Origin of the sequence: Acinetobacter sp. NIOH-H-8, assembly GCF_046635365.1 — a bacterium.
Taxonomy (GTDB): domain Bacteria; phylum Pseudomonadota; class Gammaproteobacteria; order Pseudomonadales; family Moraxellaceae; genus Acinetobacter.
In genome coordinates this window covers 69,526-86,453 of the sequence record NZ_JBHDVN010000010.1, presented here as the reverse complement: position 1 = coordinate 86,453, position 16,928 = coordinate 69,526, and the positions used below count along the sequence as shown (strand labels likewise).

At 43.7% G+C, this 16,928-nt stretch carries 11 protein-coding genes and 1 pseudogene; 3 read left to right on the top strand and 9 right to left on the bottom strand.

Features of this window, described 5'->3' with window-relative positions; translation table 11 throughout:
• Window positions 1–488 (top strand): annotated as a pseudogene (locus ACEWB7_RS06565) (transposase family protein); the annotation flags it as partial.
• Window positions 489–529: 41 nt separating this feature from the next.
• Here the strand turns inward: ACEWB7_RS06565 and ACEWB7_RS06560 are convergent.
• The 6 genes from ACEWB7_RS06560 to ACEWB7_RS06535 form a co-directional block, all read right to left on the bottom strand.
• Entirely contained in the window at window positions 530–802 is a 273-nt protein-coding gene (locus ACEWB7_RS06560; RefSeq protein WP_159123438.1) for a hypothetical protein, read from the bottom strand.
• A 198-nt stretch (window positions 803–1,000) separates the two neighbouring features.
• Entirely contained in the window at window positions 1,001–2,920 is a 1,920-nt protein-coding gene (gene htpG / locus ACEWB7_RS06555; RefSeq protein ID WP_411580529.1) for a molecular chaperone HtpG, read from the bottom strand.
• A 154-nt stretch (window positions 2,921–3,074) separates the two neighbouring features.
• Window positions 3,075–3,419: a lysozyme inhibitor LprI family protein gene (locus ACEWB7_RS06550; protein ID WP_312316412.1), complete on the bottom strand. Its 345-nt coding sequence runs from the start codon at window positions 3,417–3,419 to the stop codon at window positions 3,075–3,077.
• Between the two features lie 174 nt (window positions 3,420–3,593).
• Window positions 3,594–4,229 carry an OmpW/AlkL family protein gene (locus tag ACEWB7_RS06545; protein WP_034706934.1) on the bottom strand — a complete coding sequence of 212 codons (636 nt, stop codon included), beginning with the start codon at window positions 4,227–4,229 and terminating at the stop codon, window positions 3,594–3,596.
• Between the two features lie 335 nt (window positions 4,230–4,564).
• Window positions 4,565–5,932, bottom strand: a complete 1,368-nt coding sequence (locus ACEWB7_RS06540) for a Na+/H+ antiporter family protein (protein ID WP_005232521.1) — start codon at window positions 5,930–5,932, stop codon at window positions 4,565–4,567.
• A 98-nt stretch (window positions 5,933–6,030) separates the two neighbouring features.
• Entirely contained in the window at window positions 6,031–6,912 is an 882-nt protein-coding gene (locus ACEWB7_RS06535) for an alpha/beta fold hydrolase (RefSeq protein ID WP_208462456.1), read from the bottom strand.
• Between the two features lie 117 nt (window positions 6,913–7,029).
• Between ACEWB7_RS06535 and ACEWB7_RS06530 the strand changes: the two genes are divergently transcribed.
• Window positions 7,030–7,524 carry a DUF4442 domain-containing protein gene (locus ACEWB7_RS06530; RefSeq protein WP_159123442.1) on the top strand — a complete coding sequence of 165 codons (495 nt, stop codon included), beginning with the start codon at window positions 7,030–7,032 and terminating at the stop codon, window positions 7,522–7,524.
• A gap of 67 nt (window positions 7,525–7,591) precedes the next feature.
• On the opposite strand, the gene ACEWB7_RS06525 is transcribed toward ACEWB7_RS06530, so the two are convergent.
• The 3 genes from ACEWB7_RS06525 to rpoB all read right to left on the bottom strand — a co-directional run bounded on the left by ACEWB7_RS06525 (window position 7,592) and on the right by rpoB (window position 16,664).
• Complete coding sequence (locus tag ACEWB7_RS06525; protein WP_034170980.1) at window positions 7,592–7,957, bottom strand: DNA transfer protein p32; 366 nt, start codon at window positions 7,955–7,957, stop codon at window positions 7,592–7,594.
• Window positions 7,958–8,217: 260 nt separating this feature from the next.
• On the bottom strand, window positions 8,218–12,417 hold the full coding sequence (gene rpoC, locus ACEWB7_RS06520; RefSeq protein ID WP_004781676.1) for a DNA-directed RNA polymerase subunit beta': 4,200 nt from the start codon (window positions 12,415–12,417) through the stop codon (window positions 8,218–8,220).
• 158 nt (window positions 12,418–12,575) lie between these two features.
• The gene (gene rpoB, locus ACEWB7_RS06515) at window positions 12,576–16,664 is read right to left on the bottom strand and encodes a DNA-directed RNA polymerase subunit beta (RefSeq protein WP_004781674.1); all 4,089 of its coding nucleotides are present in this window, start codon (window positions 16,662–16,664) and stop codon (window positions 12,576–12,578) included.
• Here rpoB and ACEWB7_RS06510 point away from each other — a divergent pair.
• Window positions 16,658–16,909, top strand: a complete 252-nt coding sequence (locus tag ACEWB7_RS06510) for a hypothetical protein (RefSeq protein WP_034170979.1) — start codon at window positions 16,658–16,660, stop codon at window positions 16,907–16,909. The genes rpoB and ACEWB7_RS06510 overlap by 7 nt on opposite strands.
• Window positions 16,910–16,928: the final 19 nt, after the last annotated feature.

Below are 16,928 nucleotides of genomic sequence, written 5' to 3'. Positions count from 1 at the left end.
TAACTGGGTAATTATTGATGCGACAGAATGTTTAATAGAACGCCCGAAAAAAAAATCAGAGTAAGTTCTACAGTGGTAAAAAGAAGAAACATACGTTAAAAGCCCAAGTGATCTATCATCCGAAGAGTAAACAAATCATAGGAGTAGATATATCGTCTGGCAGTCAGCATGATATTAAATTGGCAAGAAAAACAGTTAAGAAATTCAAACATTGTGACTATGTTATGACCGATTTAGGGTACTATGGGTTAGAGCAAGATGGCTTTAAATTATTGATGCCAATAAAGAAAAAGAAGAATCTACCCTTATTTGATGCTGAGAAAAATTACAATAAAATGATTGGAAAAATACGAGTTGTAATCGAACACATTAACAGTCAATTGAAAAGATTTAGAATACTAAGTGAACGCTATCGAAATAGACGGAAAAGATTCGGTTTACGCATTAACTTAATCGCTGCACTGGTAAACCGGATGAACTTGCAATAACGACTTTCGCAAGAGATCTAATGTCTGAATCCAATAAGTTTTTATTGGCGGTGCTCAACCGTTGTAAAGGCAATTCGATCACTACGAATCATACGTTTTTGCTGCAAAGAAGGCTGTTCCATCTGTGGCATATTCCATACCGCGCGGTCGGTACGCTGCATTCGTTTTACTTTTGGCGCTTCTTTTTTCATGGGTGCCTGAAAACTAATACGATCGCTACGAGTCACTTTTTTGGACTCAGTATCGGCCATTGTGGCTGCGCTCATTGACATCAGAATGACTGTACTCAGACTCATCATCAGTGATTTTTTCATGGGAGAATTCTCTAAACTTAATAATCGCTATTATAAATTAATATATAAAATATTATCTATTTTTCAGATTTAAAACTTAAAGGTATTTTTTTATTCTGGCTATCGCTTTTTTAAATCATTAAAGGGGAATCCAAGTTTTAAGCGCTAAATTCAGAACATAAAAAATCCCTCCGTAGAGGGATTTTTGAAATATAAAAATTAACCCAACAATAGACTGTTAATACGTTTTACATACTCAGCCGGATTTTCTGGTAGACCACCTTCTGCAATCATTGCCTGATCAAAGATCACATTGGCCAGATCATCAAACTGGGCAGAACCTTCCAGTTTTTTCACCAATGGATGTTCCGGGTTAATCTCCAGAATCGGCTTCACATCCGGTACAGGCTGACCTGCATCTTTCAGCATACGGATCAGTTGTGGAGAAAGCTCCCCGTCCCCTGTGACCAGACAGGCTGGTGAATCAACCAGACGAGTCGTTACACGTACTTCTTTGGTTTTGTCTTTCAAAGAATCTGTCAGCTTTTCAACCACAGGTTTGAACTGTTCAGCTGCAGCTTCCAGTGCTTTTTTCTCTTCTGCATCTTGCAGATCACCTAGGTCAACTGCACCCTTAGATACGTTTTGCAATGGGGTACCATCAAACTCATGCACGAAGTTCATTGCCCATTCATCGACACGCTCTGACATCAGCAATACTTCAATGCCTTTTTTCTTGAACACTTCCAGTTGCGGTGAGTTTTTCGCAGCATTCAGGCTTTCAGCGGTAATGTAGTAAATCGCTTTCTGGCCTTCTTTCATGCGTGCTTTATAGTCTGCCAATGAAGTGCTCACCTCATCATTGGTCGAAGTTGCATAGCGCAGCAGTTTCAAGATGCGTTCGCGATTACCGAAATCTTCACCCAGACCTTCTTTCAGCACCGCACCAAATTCGCGGTAGAAAGTTTTGAAGTTTTCCTGATCTTTTTCATCTTCAGATTTTGCCAGATTATCCAAAGTGGTCAGAATACGGCGAGTGTTACCTTCACGGATGGTTTTCACATCACGGCTTTCCTGCAGCAATTCACGGCTCACATTTAATGGCAGATCGGCACTGTCTACCACACCCTGTACAAAGCGCAGATAGTTTGGAATCAGGTTATCCGCATCATCCATAATGAACACACGTTTCACATAGAGTTTGATGCCGGCTTTGGCTTCACGGGTGAAAATATCCTGTGGCGCCTTGCTTGGGATATAAAGCAGTTGGGTATATTCTGTACTACCTTCAACACGGTTATGTGCCCAAGCCAATGGTGCAGCAAAATCATGGGTCAGGTTCTTATAGAATTCGGTATATTGCTCTTCAGTAATCTCAGATTTATTCCGAGTCCACAGTGCGCTGGCCGAGTTAATCGCTTCCCACTCATCGGTCTTCACATATTGACCGCCTTTTGGTGTTTCACCTTCAGCAGCTTCTTCTTCCTGCCAGACTTCTTTTTGCATCTGGATTGGCAGGCTGATGTGATCTGAGTATTTATTGATGATCTGTTTGACTTTATAGCTTTGCAGATAATCCAGTGCATCTTCACGCAGATGCAGGATAATATCGGTACCACGACCTTCTTTAGTGATCTGTTCAACTTCGAATTCACCAGTACCGCCACTGATCCAGCGCACCCCTTCTGAGGTATCCGTACCGGCACGACGTGATTCTACAGTAATCTTGTCAGCCACAATAAAGCCTGAGTAGAAACCGACACCAAACTGGCCAATCAGCTGAGCATCAGCTTTCTGATCACCCGTCAGTTTTAACATAAAGTCTTTGGTCCCTGATTTAGCAATCGTCCCCAGATTTTCAATGGCTTCTTGCTGGCTTAAACCGATCCCGTTATCTGAAATGGTAATAGTTTTATTTTCTGGATCGAGGCTGACACGTACGCGGAGGTCAGGATCATTTTCATAATATTCAGGATGATTAATGCCTTCAAAACGTAATTTGTCACACGCATCTGAAGCATTAGAGATCAATTCACGCAGGAAAATTTCAGGATTTGAATAAAGCGAATGGGTCACGAGGTGCAGTAACTGCGCTACCTCAGCCTGGAAACTGTGTTTTTGTACGCTTAAATCGCTCATGAATCACTCCTATTATTTTAGATACAGATGTTAACTGCTGCCTATATGAATGGAGTGAGTTCAATAATTTTCAATAGCCTCAAAATAATTTTTTCGCAAAAAATATTTTTATGGCTTTCATTTTTATCAGTTTAATTGATGGGATGGACAAGACTTAATAAGGCCCCATTTTATAGATACGATCAAAATGCAGATCCAGCTGCTGCTGACGCATGTTATAGACCTGACTCAAGCAGGATACGGATTCCTGGCAGCGGTCACGGAACTGCAGCCATTTCACCTGATCGCGTTGAATCACCGAACGTGTTCCCATCGGCACCATACGGCGCAAGATGTTATAGCTGGTACTCATTTTGACATCAGCATCATTCAGCAAACGATGTTCACAAATTGTTTTCTCAGTCGCGGTTGTCGCTTTTTGACAATTAAAACTGGCAGCATAACTCTGTGAAATAAACAGCGTACTGAAGATCAAAAAACTCTTCGACAAAAAACTCATGCTTTGATCTTCCTTATTATTAAGTCGTATTCAATTAATATTTACTTTATTCGTTTTAATATATTTGAGTATTGCCAATCTGCTCAATTTCAATACGTTATAAATCGTTGTTATTTTGAAAAAAAGCCCCATGCAGGATGAGGCTTTTGGAAAAGTGAACCAAAAAATTGGAGCTTAGAATTTATAGCTATAACCGATCGTATAAACCCAAGGATCGATTCCAAATTCACCTAAATTAATTTTTGTCCCATCAGCAGTCTTTGCTTCCAGATCTGTATCTAAGTCTGCATAACGTGCATCAACAAAGACACCCCAGTTTTTTGCATCCGCTGGCTGGAAGTTAAAGCCGACTTGGCCAGCTACCCCATAAGCAACATCTGCATCAAGCTTTGCTACACCTAATGCGTCTTTTGCAGTTTGGCTAAATTCTTCATCCCATGGAATGAATACTGTAGCACCTACACCGATATATGGAGTAAAGCGGCTTGAATTTTTAAAATTATATTTGGCTGTGATTGTTGGTGGTAGATGTTTTAATGATGCAATTTTCACATCACCCGCCATCTCAACATCATGTTTAAATGGGGTAGCCAATAATAATTCGGCTGAAATATTGTCATTGAAGAAATATTCGACTGAAGGAGTAAAATTGAGTTCGCTACTTGCTTTAGCATCTTCAACTACACCAGGAATCAGGTCAGTTTCCTGAGTAGGCGCTAATACAGAAGCCCCCACTTTCACTTGCCATTGCCCTGCCATCGCAGATGCTGAAAGACCCATTAATGCAATTAGAGCTACTTGCTTTAACATTTTAAAATACCCCCAAGGGAAGAATAATTATTAAGAAAATATTTCTTAATTAATAATAAACATGGCTTAAATTAATATGCAATAGATATTATAAAACTAATTTTTATTTATTATTTAAGTATATGTAATTATTAAATATTTATTTTAAATTGACTATATTGGTTGGTTTTGAATACCCAGTAATTTAATCAGATTAAAATAATAATATTCAGAGTAAAATAATCAGGTTTATATTAATTTTTTATTTAAATATATATTTTAAATACATCTTATAATTTATTTTAAATCTAGGCAAATCTGCTCCGATTTATATCAGAGCAGATTATAAAAAGGACTTACAGAACCATAGCTGCAATCCAGCCAAAAATCATAAGCGGAATATTAAAATGAATGAAGGTTGGAACCACACTATCCTTCATATGGTCATGCTGACCATCCATATTCAGACCGGATGTTGGGCCTAGAGTTGAATCTGATGCTGGAGAACCGGCATCGCCCAAAGCAGCCGCAGTCCCGATAATTGCAATAGTTGCTGCAGGACTAAAACCAAATTGAATACAGAGCGGTACATAGATAATCGCCAGAATTGGCACAGTCGAAAATGATGAACCGATACCCAAAGTAATCAGCAGACCAATCAATAACATCAGGAAAGCAGCCAGTGCCTGGCTATCACCAATCCAGTTTACCGAAGCTTCGACTAAGGCGGGTACCTGATTAGTCGCTTCAATTACGGCAGCAAAACCTTGCGCGGCAATCATGATAAAGCCAACCAGGGCCATCATACGCATACCGGTGATGATCACATCATCTGCTTCTTTCCATTTAAAGATTCCGGCACAACTCAAGATTGCGACACCGACCAGACCGGCAAGAATCATCGAATCTGAATAGAGCTGTACTGCAAGGGTTGCAAATACCGCAACCGCTGCCATCCAGATGGTAAATTTAGCGATTTGTGGCTTTGCCGATTTTTGTTCTACACCCAGTTCAGCAGAGATACTTTGCTGCTGTTCCACATGGATATCTTTATAAAGACGTGGCTTACGGTAGCTGATAAACATGGCCACCAGCAAACCCACGAACATACCTGAGACCGGAATCGCCATCGCAGCGGGAATCTGGTCATAAGTAATCTCAAATCCGTAGGGTTTACCAAAGGTATTGATGTTATGGCCCAGAATATCATTCAGGAAGATGGCACCAAAACCAACTGGAACCAGCATATATGTTCCCACCAGACCAAAGGTCAGCAGACAGGCTACCAAACGGCGATCCAGCTTCAGATGGTTAAATACCAATAATAACGGTGGAATCAAAACCGGAATAAAGGCGATGTGCACCGGAATCACGTTTTGCGAGAAAACGGCAGCCAATGCGACGGTACAGAAGATCAGATATTTAACCTTGTTCTGTGCCTTTTCTGATGCCTCACCTTTTAAGGTGGTAATCATTTTATAGGCCAGCAAGTCAGGCAAACCGGAACGTGCCAAGGCCAAAGCAAAGGCACCCAGGATGCCATAAGCCAAGGCAATTTTAGCGCCGCCGCCCAGACCATTGTTAAATGCATCTAAAGTTCCCTGGAGGCCAAGACCTGCCAGCAAACCACCCGTAACAGCACCAATGACCAGGGCAAAAACCACAGGTACACGTGCCAATGAGAGTCCAAACATGACTCCAATAGCAGCAAGAATTGCGAACATAATGAATTGGGAATGAGAGAAAACGGCTATTTTATCAGAAAATCCGGATAAAAATTCTTCCACTTATCCCTTGCCGAGTCACGTTCCCAATCTCCGTATCAGATGGTCGCTGTTAATTTCTGCTGAATAAAATTATGAATCAGATGAGCCACCTGTTCCGGCTGGCTTAGGATAGCCCAGTGATTGGCATTCAGTTCTACCCGGGAAAAATCTTCCACCCATTTTGGCATTTCATCAATCAGATCCGGGCCAACAAACTGGTCCTTTTTGAGCACAATTGCCTGTACCGGACAGATCGCAAAACGCTGTCTAGGTCGAGATAAACGTGGTAGAAAGTTCGCCCGATACAGATTGACGCCATATTTGCCGTCTTTGACAATATTCTGGTTTAGCGGCAGATTATCCTGCTGTTCCAGCTGACTGATCATTTTGCCCCAACGTTCTGCATTAAAGAAATTCCATGCTGTAGGTGCTATAAAAGGTAGCTGGAATACCGCGATATACCAAGACTTGGTCATCTGTTTAAAAAACTTGGCCTTATACTGTTTAAACTGTTCACGCATCCAGAAAGCAGCATGATCCAGACATGGACCTGACATGGTGCTAAAAGACAAAATCCGGCCTTTAAATTTAGGTTCGGTGACTGCTTCCCAAGCCTGGATTGACCCCCAGTCATGAGCCGCAAGGTGGAAAGCTCGTCCTGGCAAGACCTGATCGACCACTTGCTCTAAATCTGCACACAGACGTTCCAGACGATAATCCCGAATTTTCTTGGGAACGCTGGAGTCTCCTGCTCCGCGCACATCATAGGTCACCACAAAATAATCCTGAACGAGGTGAGAAATTACCGCTTCCCAAACATCCTGATGGTCAGGATAACCATGAACCAGCACCAAAGCCGGTCGCTCAGGCTCACCCCAGGTTTTCACATAGAGACGTTGATGATCGCTGGTATCTACCCACTGGCTATGTCTTTGCATAGATGTATCCTTATTCGCTGATTGACTCTTTTATTGTTGAAATAGGCACGATTTATCAATGCCAGCTTATTTTTGTTGTTCTAGTATGCATACAAGACCAGAAAAAAGAATATCCGCATGAGCCTATTACGAAAAATTCAGCAACTGCCTTTATTATCCAAATTTATCCTGAATCGCTATGCCCCTTATCGTGGAGCAGGCATTGTCATTGATGAAATGGACTTTGCCAATTATCACGTTCGCGTGAAAATGCCACTGACTCGCAAGAATCAGAATATTGTCGGAGTACATTTTGGTGGCAGCCTGTATTCCATGGTCGACCCTTTTTATATGTTATTGCTGATGCATCATCTTGGTCCGAAATACATTGTTTGGGATAAAAGCTCTACCATTCAGTTTCTGGCGCCAGGACGCGGAACAGTCTATGCTGACATCCGGATTTCCAAGCAGGAAGTACAAACAGTAAAAGAACTGGCAGCTAACCATAGTCCGGTTTATCGCCAGTATCAGCTTAATATTTATGATGATTCCGGTGTGCGTATCGCTGAGGTACAAAAGACCGTTTATATCCGCCTTAAACAGAGCAAAGGCAAGCCTCGAGAAGCTAAATAACGAAATTGAATAAACTAAAAGCGCCATTGAGGCGCTTTTAAATCGATCTGGAGGATAGTTCTGTCGATTAACGACGACGGTTATTCTGTTCGATCGCTGCACCAGCACCACCACCGATGGCACCACCAATTGCAGCCCCACCTGTACCGCCAAAGATGCTTTTACCCACTGCAGAACCTACAGCACCACCGACACCACTATAGGTCGCATTACGGTTTGAACCACCTTGAGCTTTACTACCGACTGCTGCACCGGCACCACCGCCAACTGCTGCACCAACACCACCACCTACTCTGTTACCTACACCACCACCCACTGCACCACCGAGCGCAGCTGCGCCAATACGCTGATCTTTAGCAGACATATTTTCACAGCCTGCCAACATAAAAGTGGAGATAGTTGCAACAGCCATTACGCTCATTAACTTTTTCATGATCTTGGCCTTCCTTCGTGCTTTGACTTAAGATTAACCTGATTTTAAGGAGCGATTCATAACAAGATGTTAAATCTTGAAACCCTCATGATTTATTTTGTAAAGAGCGCATGAAAGATCATGTTTTATTGAGGATTTCTCCATATTTAGGACAAGTAACCACCAGATAATCTGATCTTTTCTAGCGATATAAATATGAATAATTTTAGGAAATAAAAAAGCCACCCGAAGGTGGCTTTTTAAAATGATTTAGCGGCTAATTACAGACCGTTAAATTCATCGCTGAATGCTTGGCTCAACGCCTGGTCTACATCGGAGAAGTCATTGTGCAGTTCAAATTCTGCAGCTTCTGCTTCTTGACGACGACGCTCTAAGTGGTAAGCCAGACCTGTACCCGCTGGGATCAGACGACCTACAACTACGTTTTCTTTTAGACCGCGTAGATCATCTTCTTTACCTGTTACAGCCGCTTCAGTTAACACACGAGTAGTTTCCTGGAACGATGCAGCAGAGATGAACGAGTCAGTAGAAAGCGACGCTTTGGTAATACCCATCAATTGACGTTCAAACTTCGCAGGGAACTTGTTTTGCGCAAGAACAGCTTGGTTCTCTTGCATCACACGGATGTAATCCACTTGTTCACCTTTGATGAAGCTTGTATCGCCACCGTCAGTGATGTCCACTTTACGCAGCATTTGACGTACGATCACTTCGATGTGTTTATCGTTGATTTTTACACCTTGCAGACGGTAAACGTCCTGAACTTCGTTCACGATGTAGTTGGTCAACGCCACTTCACCTTTCAAACGTAAGATGTCATGCGGGTTCTGTGGACCATCAGAAATAGTTTCACCACGGTTCACATGTTCGCCTTCGAACACGTTAATGGTACGCCATTTCGGAATCAGCTCTTCGTAGATCTCAGAACCATCATCCGGAGTAATGACCAGACGGTTTTTACCTTTGGTTTCTTTACCGAAGCTTACAACACCTGACACTTCTGCAAGGATTGCGTGTTCTTTCGGTTTACGTGCTTCGAACAAGTCAGCAACACGTGGCAGACCACCGGTAATATCACGAGTACGTGAAGATTCTTGTGGTACACGACCAATTACGTCACCCACACCAATGGTTTCGCCATCACGGACAGAAAGAATGGTGTTTTGTGGCAAGAAGTAGAACTGTTCACCGCCGTCTACTGTGTCAAGCACAACAGCTGGACGTAAATCTTTACCAGAAGCAGGACGTGCTGTTACAGGCAAGATTTCAACAGTGGTCATACCAGTTGCATCATCAGTTTTCGATGTTGCAGTTACACCATCAGCAATCTGGCTGAAGCGAACTTTACCAGCTACTTCTGTAACCAGTGGATGTGTATGCGGATCCCAAGTCGCTACGATACCGCCTGCTTCTACAGCTTCACCATCTTTCAGCAAGATAGACGCACCATATGGCAGTTTGTAACGTTCACGTTCACGGCCTAAGTCATCTGCAATACCGATTTCACCTGAACGTGAAGTTGATACCAAGTGACCTTTGGCATGTTGTACAGTTTTTACGTTATGGAAACGTACAGTACCTTTATTACGGACTTGTACGCTGTTTGCAGCAGAAGTTCGGCTCGCAGCACCACCTACGTGGAAGGTACGCATGGTTAACTGTGTACCCGGCTCACCAATTGACTGAGCAGCCATAACACCCACAGATTCACCTGGGTTTACCAAGTGACCGCGTGCAAGGTCACGACCGTAACATTTCGCACAAACACCGAAAGTAGATTCACAAGATACGACTGAACGTACTTTAACTTCATCGACACCTTGCTCTTCCAGGTAGTTTGCAAGTTTTTCGTCGATCAATGTGTTACGCGGCAGAATAACTTCTTCAGTACCAGCACGTTTCACATCTTCAGCAACTACACGACCTAGTACTCGAGTACCCAGGTTCTCGATCACGTCACCGCCTTGAATGAACGGAGTCATGACAAGACCAGACAACGTACCACAATCCGGCTCAGTGATGACCAAGTCTTGCGCAACGTCTACCAGACGACGAGTCAGGTAACCAGAGTTCGCTGTTTTCAGTGCTGTATCGGCCAAACCTTTACGCGCACCGTGTGTTGAAATGAAGTACTGAAGTACTGTCAAACCTTCACGGAAGTTCGCTTTAATTGGTGTCTCAATGATCGAACCATCCGGTTTCGCCATCAGACCACGCATACCAGCCAACTGACGAATCTGAGCTGCGGAACCACGGGCACCAGAGTCAGACATCATGTAGATGCTGTTGAATGATTTCTGTTTCTCGTCTTCACCCTGTTTGTTCTTAACAGTTGTGAATGACAAGTTGTCCATCATCGCTTTCGCTACCTGGTCGTTAGTACGCGCCCAGATATCGACCACTTTGTTATAACGTTCGCCGGCAGTTACGAAACCTTGTTCGAACTGTTGTTCAATTTCACGAACTTCAGCTTCGGCTTTCCCGATAATCGCTTGTTTTTGTGGTGGAATGACCATGTCTTCCATACCTACAGAAACACCAGAACGAGTCGCTTGACGGAAGCCAAGGTACATCAATTGGTCAGCGAAGATAACAGTGTCTTTCAGACCCAGTTTACGGTAGCAAGAGTTGATTAACTTAGAGATGTTCTTTTTAGTCATCTCAACGTTAATTTGCTGGAAGTCCATACCTTCAGGCACAACTTCCCAAAGCAGACAGCGACCAGGAGTTGTATCTACGATAATCGTTTGCTGTTCACGTTCGCCGTTTTCGTTGATCACGGTTTGGTGTACACGTGCTTTCACGCGAGCGTGCATATCTACCTGACCAGTCGCAAGCGCACGGTTCACTTCGTCAGTATCCGCGAACACCATGCCTTCACCTTTGGCATTTACTGCATCACGAGTGATGTAGTAAAGACCCAAGACAACGTCCTGAGACGGTACGATGATTGGCTCACCGTTCGCTGGAGACAGAATGTTGTTAGTCGACATCATTAACGCACGAGCTTCTAACTGAGCTTCAAGTGTTAATGGTACGTGTACCGCCATTTGGTCACCGTCGAAGTCGGCGTTGAACGCAGCACATACGAGTGGGTGAAGACGGATCGCTTTACCTTCAATCAGAATAGGTTCAAATGCTTGAAGACCTAGACGGTGAAGGGTCGGCGCACGGTTCAACATTACTGGATGCTGACGAATCACAGAGGCAAGAACATCCCAAACTTCTGGAGTTTCACGTTCAACCATTTTCTTCGCAGCTTTAATGGTTGTTGCTTGACCAGATGCTTGCAGCTTCGCAAAGATGAATGGCTTGAACAGTTCAAGCGCCATTTTCTTAGGAAGACCACATTGGTGTAAACGCAGGCTTGGACCTACGGTAATTACCGAACGACCAGAGTAATCGACACGTTTACCCAACAAGTTCTGACGGAAACGACCTTGTTTACCTTTGATCATATCTGCCAAAGATTTAAGCGGACGTTTGTTCGAACCTGTAATTGCACGACCACGACGACCGTTATCCAGCAATGCATCTACAGATTCTTGCAACATACGTTTTTCGTTACGTACGATGATATCTGGAGCCGCAAGGTCAAGAAGACGTTTCAAACGGTTGTTACGGTTGATCACACGACGGTAAAGGTCGTTCAGGTCAGAAGTCGCGAAACGACCACCTTCAAGTGGTACAAGCGGACGAAGATCTGGTGGAAGTACAGGAAGTACGTTCATCACCATCCATTCTGGCTTGTTGTTCGAATCGTTGAATGCTTCCATCAATTTCAGACGTTTAGAGGCTTTTTTAAGCTTAGTTTCTGAAGTTGTGTTAGGGATTTCTTCACGAAGACGCGCAATTTCAGCTTCAAGATCGATATCTTTAAGCAAGTCTTGAACCGCTTCTGCACCCATTTTCGCAGTGAATTCATCACCGTGTTCTTCTAACGCATTGAAGTATTCTTCATCGTTCAGAAGTTGGTATTTCTCAAATGGAGTCATACCTGGGTCAGTTACAACGTAAGATTCGAAATACAATACGCGTTCGATATCACGTAGCGTCATGTCTAATAAAAGACCGATACGGCTAGGCAATGATTTCAGGAACCAGATGTGTGCAACTGGAGACGCAAGCTCAATGTGACCCATACGTTCACGACGAACTTTCGCAGTTGTTACTTCAACGCCACATTTTTCACAAATGACGCCTTTGTATTTCATACGCTTGTATTTACCACACAAGCATTCGTAATCTTTTACTGGACCAAAGATTTTGGCACAGAACAGACCGTCACGTTCTGGTTTGAACGTACGGTAGTTAATGGTTTCTGGCTTTTTAACTTCACCATGAGACCACGACTTAATCATTTCTGGTGACGCAAGACCAATACGGATACGATCAAACTCTACTGGAGCATGACCGTCGGAATCCGTCTTTTTGCGCATGATATCGAGCAAGTCTTTCAATTTTTTTCTCCGTGTGTCGAGGAGATTTTCACTTCCCGACTGGGTCACAAATATTGTTTTTTACTGAAATTCGGGAATCTCAAAAATCCCCCTAAATCCCCCTTTATAAAGGGGGGACTTTCTCCCCTCTTTCTTAAAGAGGGGTCGGGGGAGATTTCTTAGTCACCATTTTTCAGTTCAATGTTGATACCTAAAGAACGGATCTCTTTGGTCAATACGTTGAACGATTCAGGCATACCTGGGTCCATATAATGGTTACCATCTACAATGTTCTTATAGATACGGGTACGGCCTTCAACGTCATCCGACTTCACAGTAAGCATTTCTTGAAGCGTATATGCTGCACCGTATGCTTCCAGTGCCCAGACTTCCATCTCACCGAAACGCTGACCACCGAATTGTGCTTTACCACCAAGCGGCTGTTGCGTTACTAGAGAGTAAGAACCAGTAGAACGCGCATGCATCTTGTCGTCAACCAAGTGGTTCAGTTTCAGCATGTACATGTAACCTACAGTTACAGGACGGTCGAAACGTTCACCAGTACGGCCATCATACAATACAGTTTGACCCGTACGTGACAAGCCAGCAAGCTCAAGTAATTCTTTGATCTGACCTTCTTCAGCACCATCAAATACTGGAGTTGCCAGAGGAACACCTTTACGCAAGTTACCAGACAGTTTCAAGATTTCTTCATCAGTCAGGCTGTCAAGATCTTCTTGCTGACCGCCAACCTTATTATAAATCTTGTCTAGGAAATCACGCAGTTCAAGAACTGTACGCTGTTCTTTCAGCATCTTATCGATTTGATCGCCAAGACCTTTAGCAGCCATACCCAAGTGAGTTTCCAGAATCTGACCGACGTTCATACGTGATGGTACACCGAGCGGGTTCAGTACGATATCTACTGGTACACCATTGGCATCGTGCGGCATGTCTTCAACAGGCAGGATGTTAGAAACTACACCCTTGTTACCGTGACGACCCGCCATCTTATCACCAGGCTGGATACGACGTTTAACGGCCAGGTAAACCTTAACAACTTTCAATACGCCAGTTGTCAGTTCGTCACCTGTAGAAAGTTTGCGTTTTTTCTCAGCAAATTTCTCATCAATTTCAAGGCTCTTCTCTTTTAAGAACACTTGAATTTGAGTTAAACGTTCAGCAATTGCTTCATCACTTGGTTGGATATCAAGCAGATCAACCAGCTCTAAACCAGATAACAATTCTTCAGACAGTTTGTCACCGCGTTTAGTAGTACCGCCACCGTTAGATTCCTGACCTTTCAACAGACGGACAATACGTTCGCGTGCTGCTTCTTCGAAGATTTTGTATTCTTCTTTCAAGTCTTTACGGTAAGCATCAAGCTGAGCTTTTTCAATTGCCTGAGCACGTTCGTCTTTCTCAAGACCGTCACGTGTAAACACTTGAACGTCGATCACAGTACCTTTAGTACCCGATGGAACACGTAAAGAAGAGTCTTTTACGTCAGCCGCTTTTTCACCGAAGATTGCACGAAGCAGTTTTTCTTCAGGAGTTAACTGAGTTTCACCTTTAGGCGTTACTTTACCTACCAGGATGTCACCCGCGGTCACTTCAGCACCGATGTAAACGATACCTGACTCGTCCAGTTTAGAAAGCGCTGCTTCACCCACGTTCGGGATATCGGCAGTAATTTCTTCAGCACCCAGTTTGGTATCACGTGCAACACATGAAAGTTCCTGGATGTGAATAGACGTTAAACGGTCTTCTTGAAGAACACGCTCAGATAACAAGATCGAGTCTTCGTAGTTGTAACCGTTCCAAGTCATGAACGCTACACGCATGTTTTGACCCAATGCTAGCTCACCACCATCAGTTGATGGACCGTCAGCCAGAACGTCGCCACGACCTACTTTATCGCCCAGGTTCACAAGAACTTTCTGGTTGATACAAGTGTTCTGGTTAGAACGTGTGTATTTGATCAGGTTATAGATATCTACACCTGCTTCGCCTGCAACCATTTCGTCTTCGTTGACACGAATCACGACACGCGAAGCGTCAACAAATTCAATACGACCACCACGTTTCGCGATTACACATACACCAGAGTCATGTGCTACGTTCGCTTCCATACCGGTACCAACCAGTGGTTTGTCAGCGATTAACGTAGGAACAGCCTGACGTTGCATGTTCGAACCCATCAATGCACGGTTGGCGTCATCGTGCTCAAGGAACGGAATCAGTGATGCTGCTACAGATACAACCTGTTGAGCAGATACGTCCATATGCGTCACTTTTTCAGGAGGCATACGTACGAATTCACCTTGGTGACGTACAGAAACGAATTCTTCAGACAGGTTGCCGTCTTTATCTACTGCAGAGTCGGCCTGTGCAATCACAGTACCTACTTCTTCAATCGCAGACAGGTATTCAACGTCATCAGTTACGCGGCCATCAACCACTTTACGGTATGGAGTTTCCAGGAAACCGAAGTTGTTACATTTGGCGTAAACAGACAGAGAGTTGATCAAACCAATGTTTGGACCCTCAGGAGTCTCAATTGGACATACACGACCATAGTGAGTTTGATGTACGTCACGTACTTCGAAGCCCGCACGTTCACGAGTCAAACCACCAGGCCCAAGTGCTGATACACGACGTTTGTGTGTAATTTCAGACAACGGATTGTTTTGGTCCATGAACTGAGACAACTGGCTTGAACCAAAGAATTCTTTGATTGCAGCAGCCACTGGCTTCGCATTGATCAGGTCTTGCGGAGACAGATTATCAGTTTCAGCTTGAGACAAACGTTCTTTAACAGCACGTTCTACACGAACCAGACCTACACGGAATTGGTTCTCAGTCATTTCACCCACAGAACGAACACGACGGTTACCCAAGTGGTCGATATCGTCGACTTCACCTTTACCGTTACGGATTTCTACTAATGTTTTTAATACATCAGTGATATCTTCATTCGAGAGAATGCCTTCAACTTCGCGTGACTTCTGATCAGTACCCACTTCGTAAGGACGACCCAAACGACGGTTAAACTTCATACGGCCGACTGGAGACAGATCATAACGCTCAGAAGAGAAGAACAGGTTGTTGAACAGGTTCTCAGCAGCTTCTTTTGTTGGTGGCTCACCTGGACGCATGACTTTGTAGATTTCTACAAGTGCTTCATCACGGCTTACTGTGGTATCAGCACGTAATGTATCCGCAATGAATGGACCACGGTCGATATCGTTAGTGAACAGGATGTTGAACTGTTTCACGCCGCCTTCTGCAATTTTCACCATAATTTCATGGCTTAGAACAGTATTGGCTGCAATCACATCACCATCTTTCAGTGGGATGTCTTCAGCAGTGATACGTTCGTACAGGTATTCATCAGGAACAGAAAGCTTCTCAAGACCAGATGCTTCCATTTGACGTACATGACGTGCGTTAATACGTTTACCTTGTTCAACAATGACTTTGCCGTCTTTGTCAGCAATGTCGAACTGTGCCATTTCGCCGCGCAGGCGCTCTGGAACAAGGTCAATCTGGTAGCTACCCATGTCCAGATACACAGGTACTTTCTCGTAGAACATGTCGAGAATTTGTTCGTTGGCATAACCCAGCGCACGAAGCACCACAGTCGCAAGCAATTTACGACGACGGTCAATACGTACGTAGACCAGGTCTTTGGCATCGAATTCAAAGTCTAACCATGAACCACGGTAAGGAATGATACGAGCTGAATAAAGGACTTTACCGCTTGAGTGAGTTTTGCCTTTATCGTGGTCAAAGAATACGCCCGGTGAACGGTGCAATTGCGATACGATTACACGCTCGGTACCGTTAATGACGAAAGTACCGTTGTCTGTCATAAGCGGCATTTCGCCCATGTAGACTTCTTGTTCACGTACGTCTTTGATTGATTTAGTTTCGCGATCTTTCAGGATCAAACGAATTTTTACGCGCATTGGTGCTGCATAAGTTGAGCCACGAAGGATACATTCGCGTACATCAAACTCAGGCTTACCAAGACTATACTCAACGAATTCTAAAGCAGCATTGCCAGAATAACTTTCAATAGGAAAAACTGAACGAAATGCGGCTTGGAGACCGATATCTTCGCGGTTTTTTGGTGATTTGCCATCTTGTAAGAATGTTCTGTACGAGTCGACTTGAATCGCGAGCAGGTACGGAGCATCCATGACGCTAGGCAATTTACCAAAATTCTTACGGATCCGTTTCTTTTCGGTATATGAGTATGCCATCTGGAGTCCTCGGAAAGTGTAAACCAAGCCCGCCTGCAGAACGGGCTCAGAAGGAATTACGCTGGCCGATATGGCCACCACTCTTTACAAATGCTGCAATTTTTAGTGGTATTAAAACGCTTAACAATATTTTTTTAATGAAAAATATTGGTAAGCGTTTGTTCATTATGTTTATTTTTAATTTGTATGAATTTTATATCATGCAAACAAAAATCGAGCCGATTATTGTAACGCAAAAAGGCTGATGACCCAAGAGCCATCAGC

Excerpts from the sequence above, each read along its gene's own strand:
- ACEWB7_RS06560 (WP_159123438.1), bottom strand. The coding sequence starts at position 802 with ATGAAAAAATCACTGATGATGAGTCTGAGTACAGTCATTCTGATGTCA.
- htpG (WP_411580529.1), bottom strand. The coding sequence starts at position 2,920 with ATGAGCGATTTAAGCGTACAAAAACACAGTTTCCAGGCTGAGGTAGCG.
- ACEWB7_RS06550 (WP_312316412.1), bottom strand. The coding sequence starts at position 3,419 with ATGAGTTTTTTGTCGAAGAGTTTTTTGATCTTCAGTACGCTGTTTATT.
- ACEWB7_RS06545 (WP_034706934.1), bottom strand. The coding sequence starts at position 4,229 with ATGTTAAAGCAAGTAGCTCTAATTGCATTAATGGGTCTTTCAGCATCT.
- ACEWB7_RS06540 (WP_005232521.1), bottom strand. The coding sequence starts at position 5,932 with ATGTTCGCAATTCTTGCTGCTATTGGAGTCATGTTTGGACTCTCATTG.
- ACEWB7_RS06535 (WP_208462456.1), bottom strand. The coding sequence starts at position 6,912 with ATGCAAAGACATAGCCAGTGGGTAGATACCAGCGATCATCAACGTCTC.
- ACEWB7_RS06530 (WP_159123442.1), top strand. The coding sequence starts at position 7,030 with ATGAGCCTATTACGAAAAATTCAGCAACTGCCTTTATTATCCAAATTT.
- ACEWB7_RS06525 (WP_034170980.1), bottom strand. The coding sequence starts at position 7,957 with ATGAAAAAGTTAATGAGCGTAATGGCTGTTGCAACTATCTCCACTTTT.
- ACEWB7_RS06510 (WP_034170979.1), top strand. The coding sequence starts at position 16,658 with ATGCCATCTGGAGTCCTCGGAAAGTGTAAACCAAGCCCGCCTGCAGAA.
- rpoB (WP_004781674.1), bottom strand. The coding sequence starts at position 16,664 with ATGGCATACTCATATACCGAAAAGAAACGGATCCGTAAGAATTTTGGT.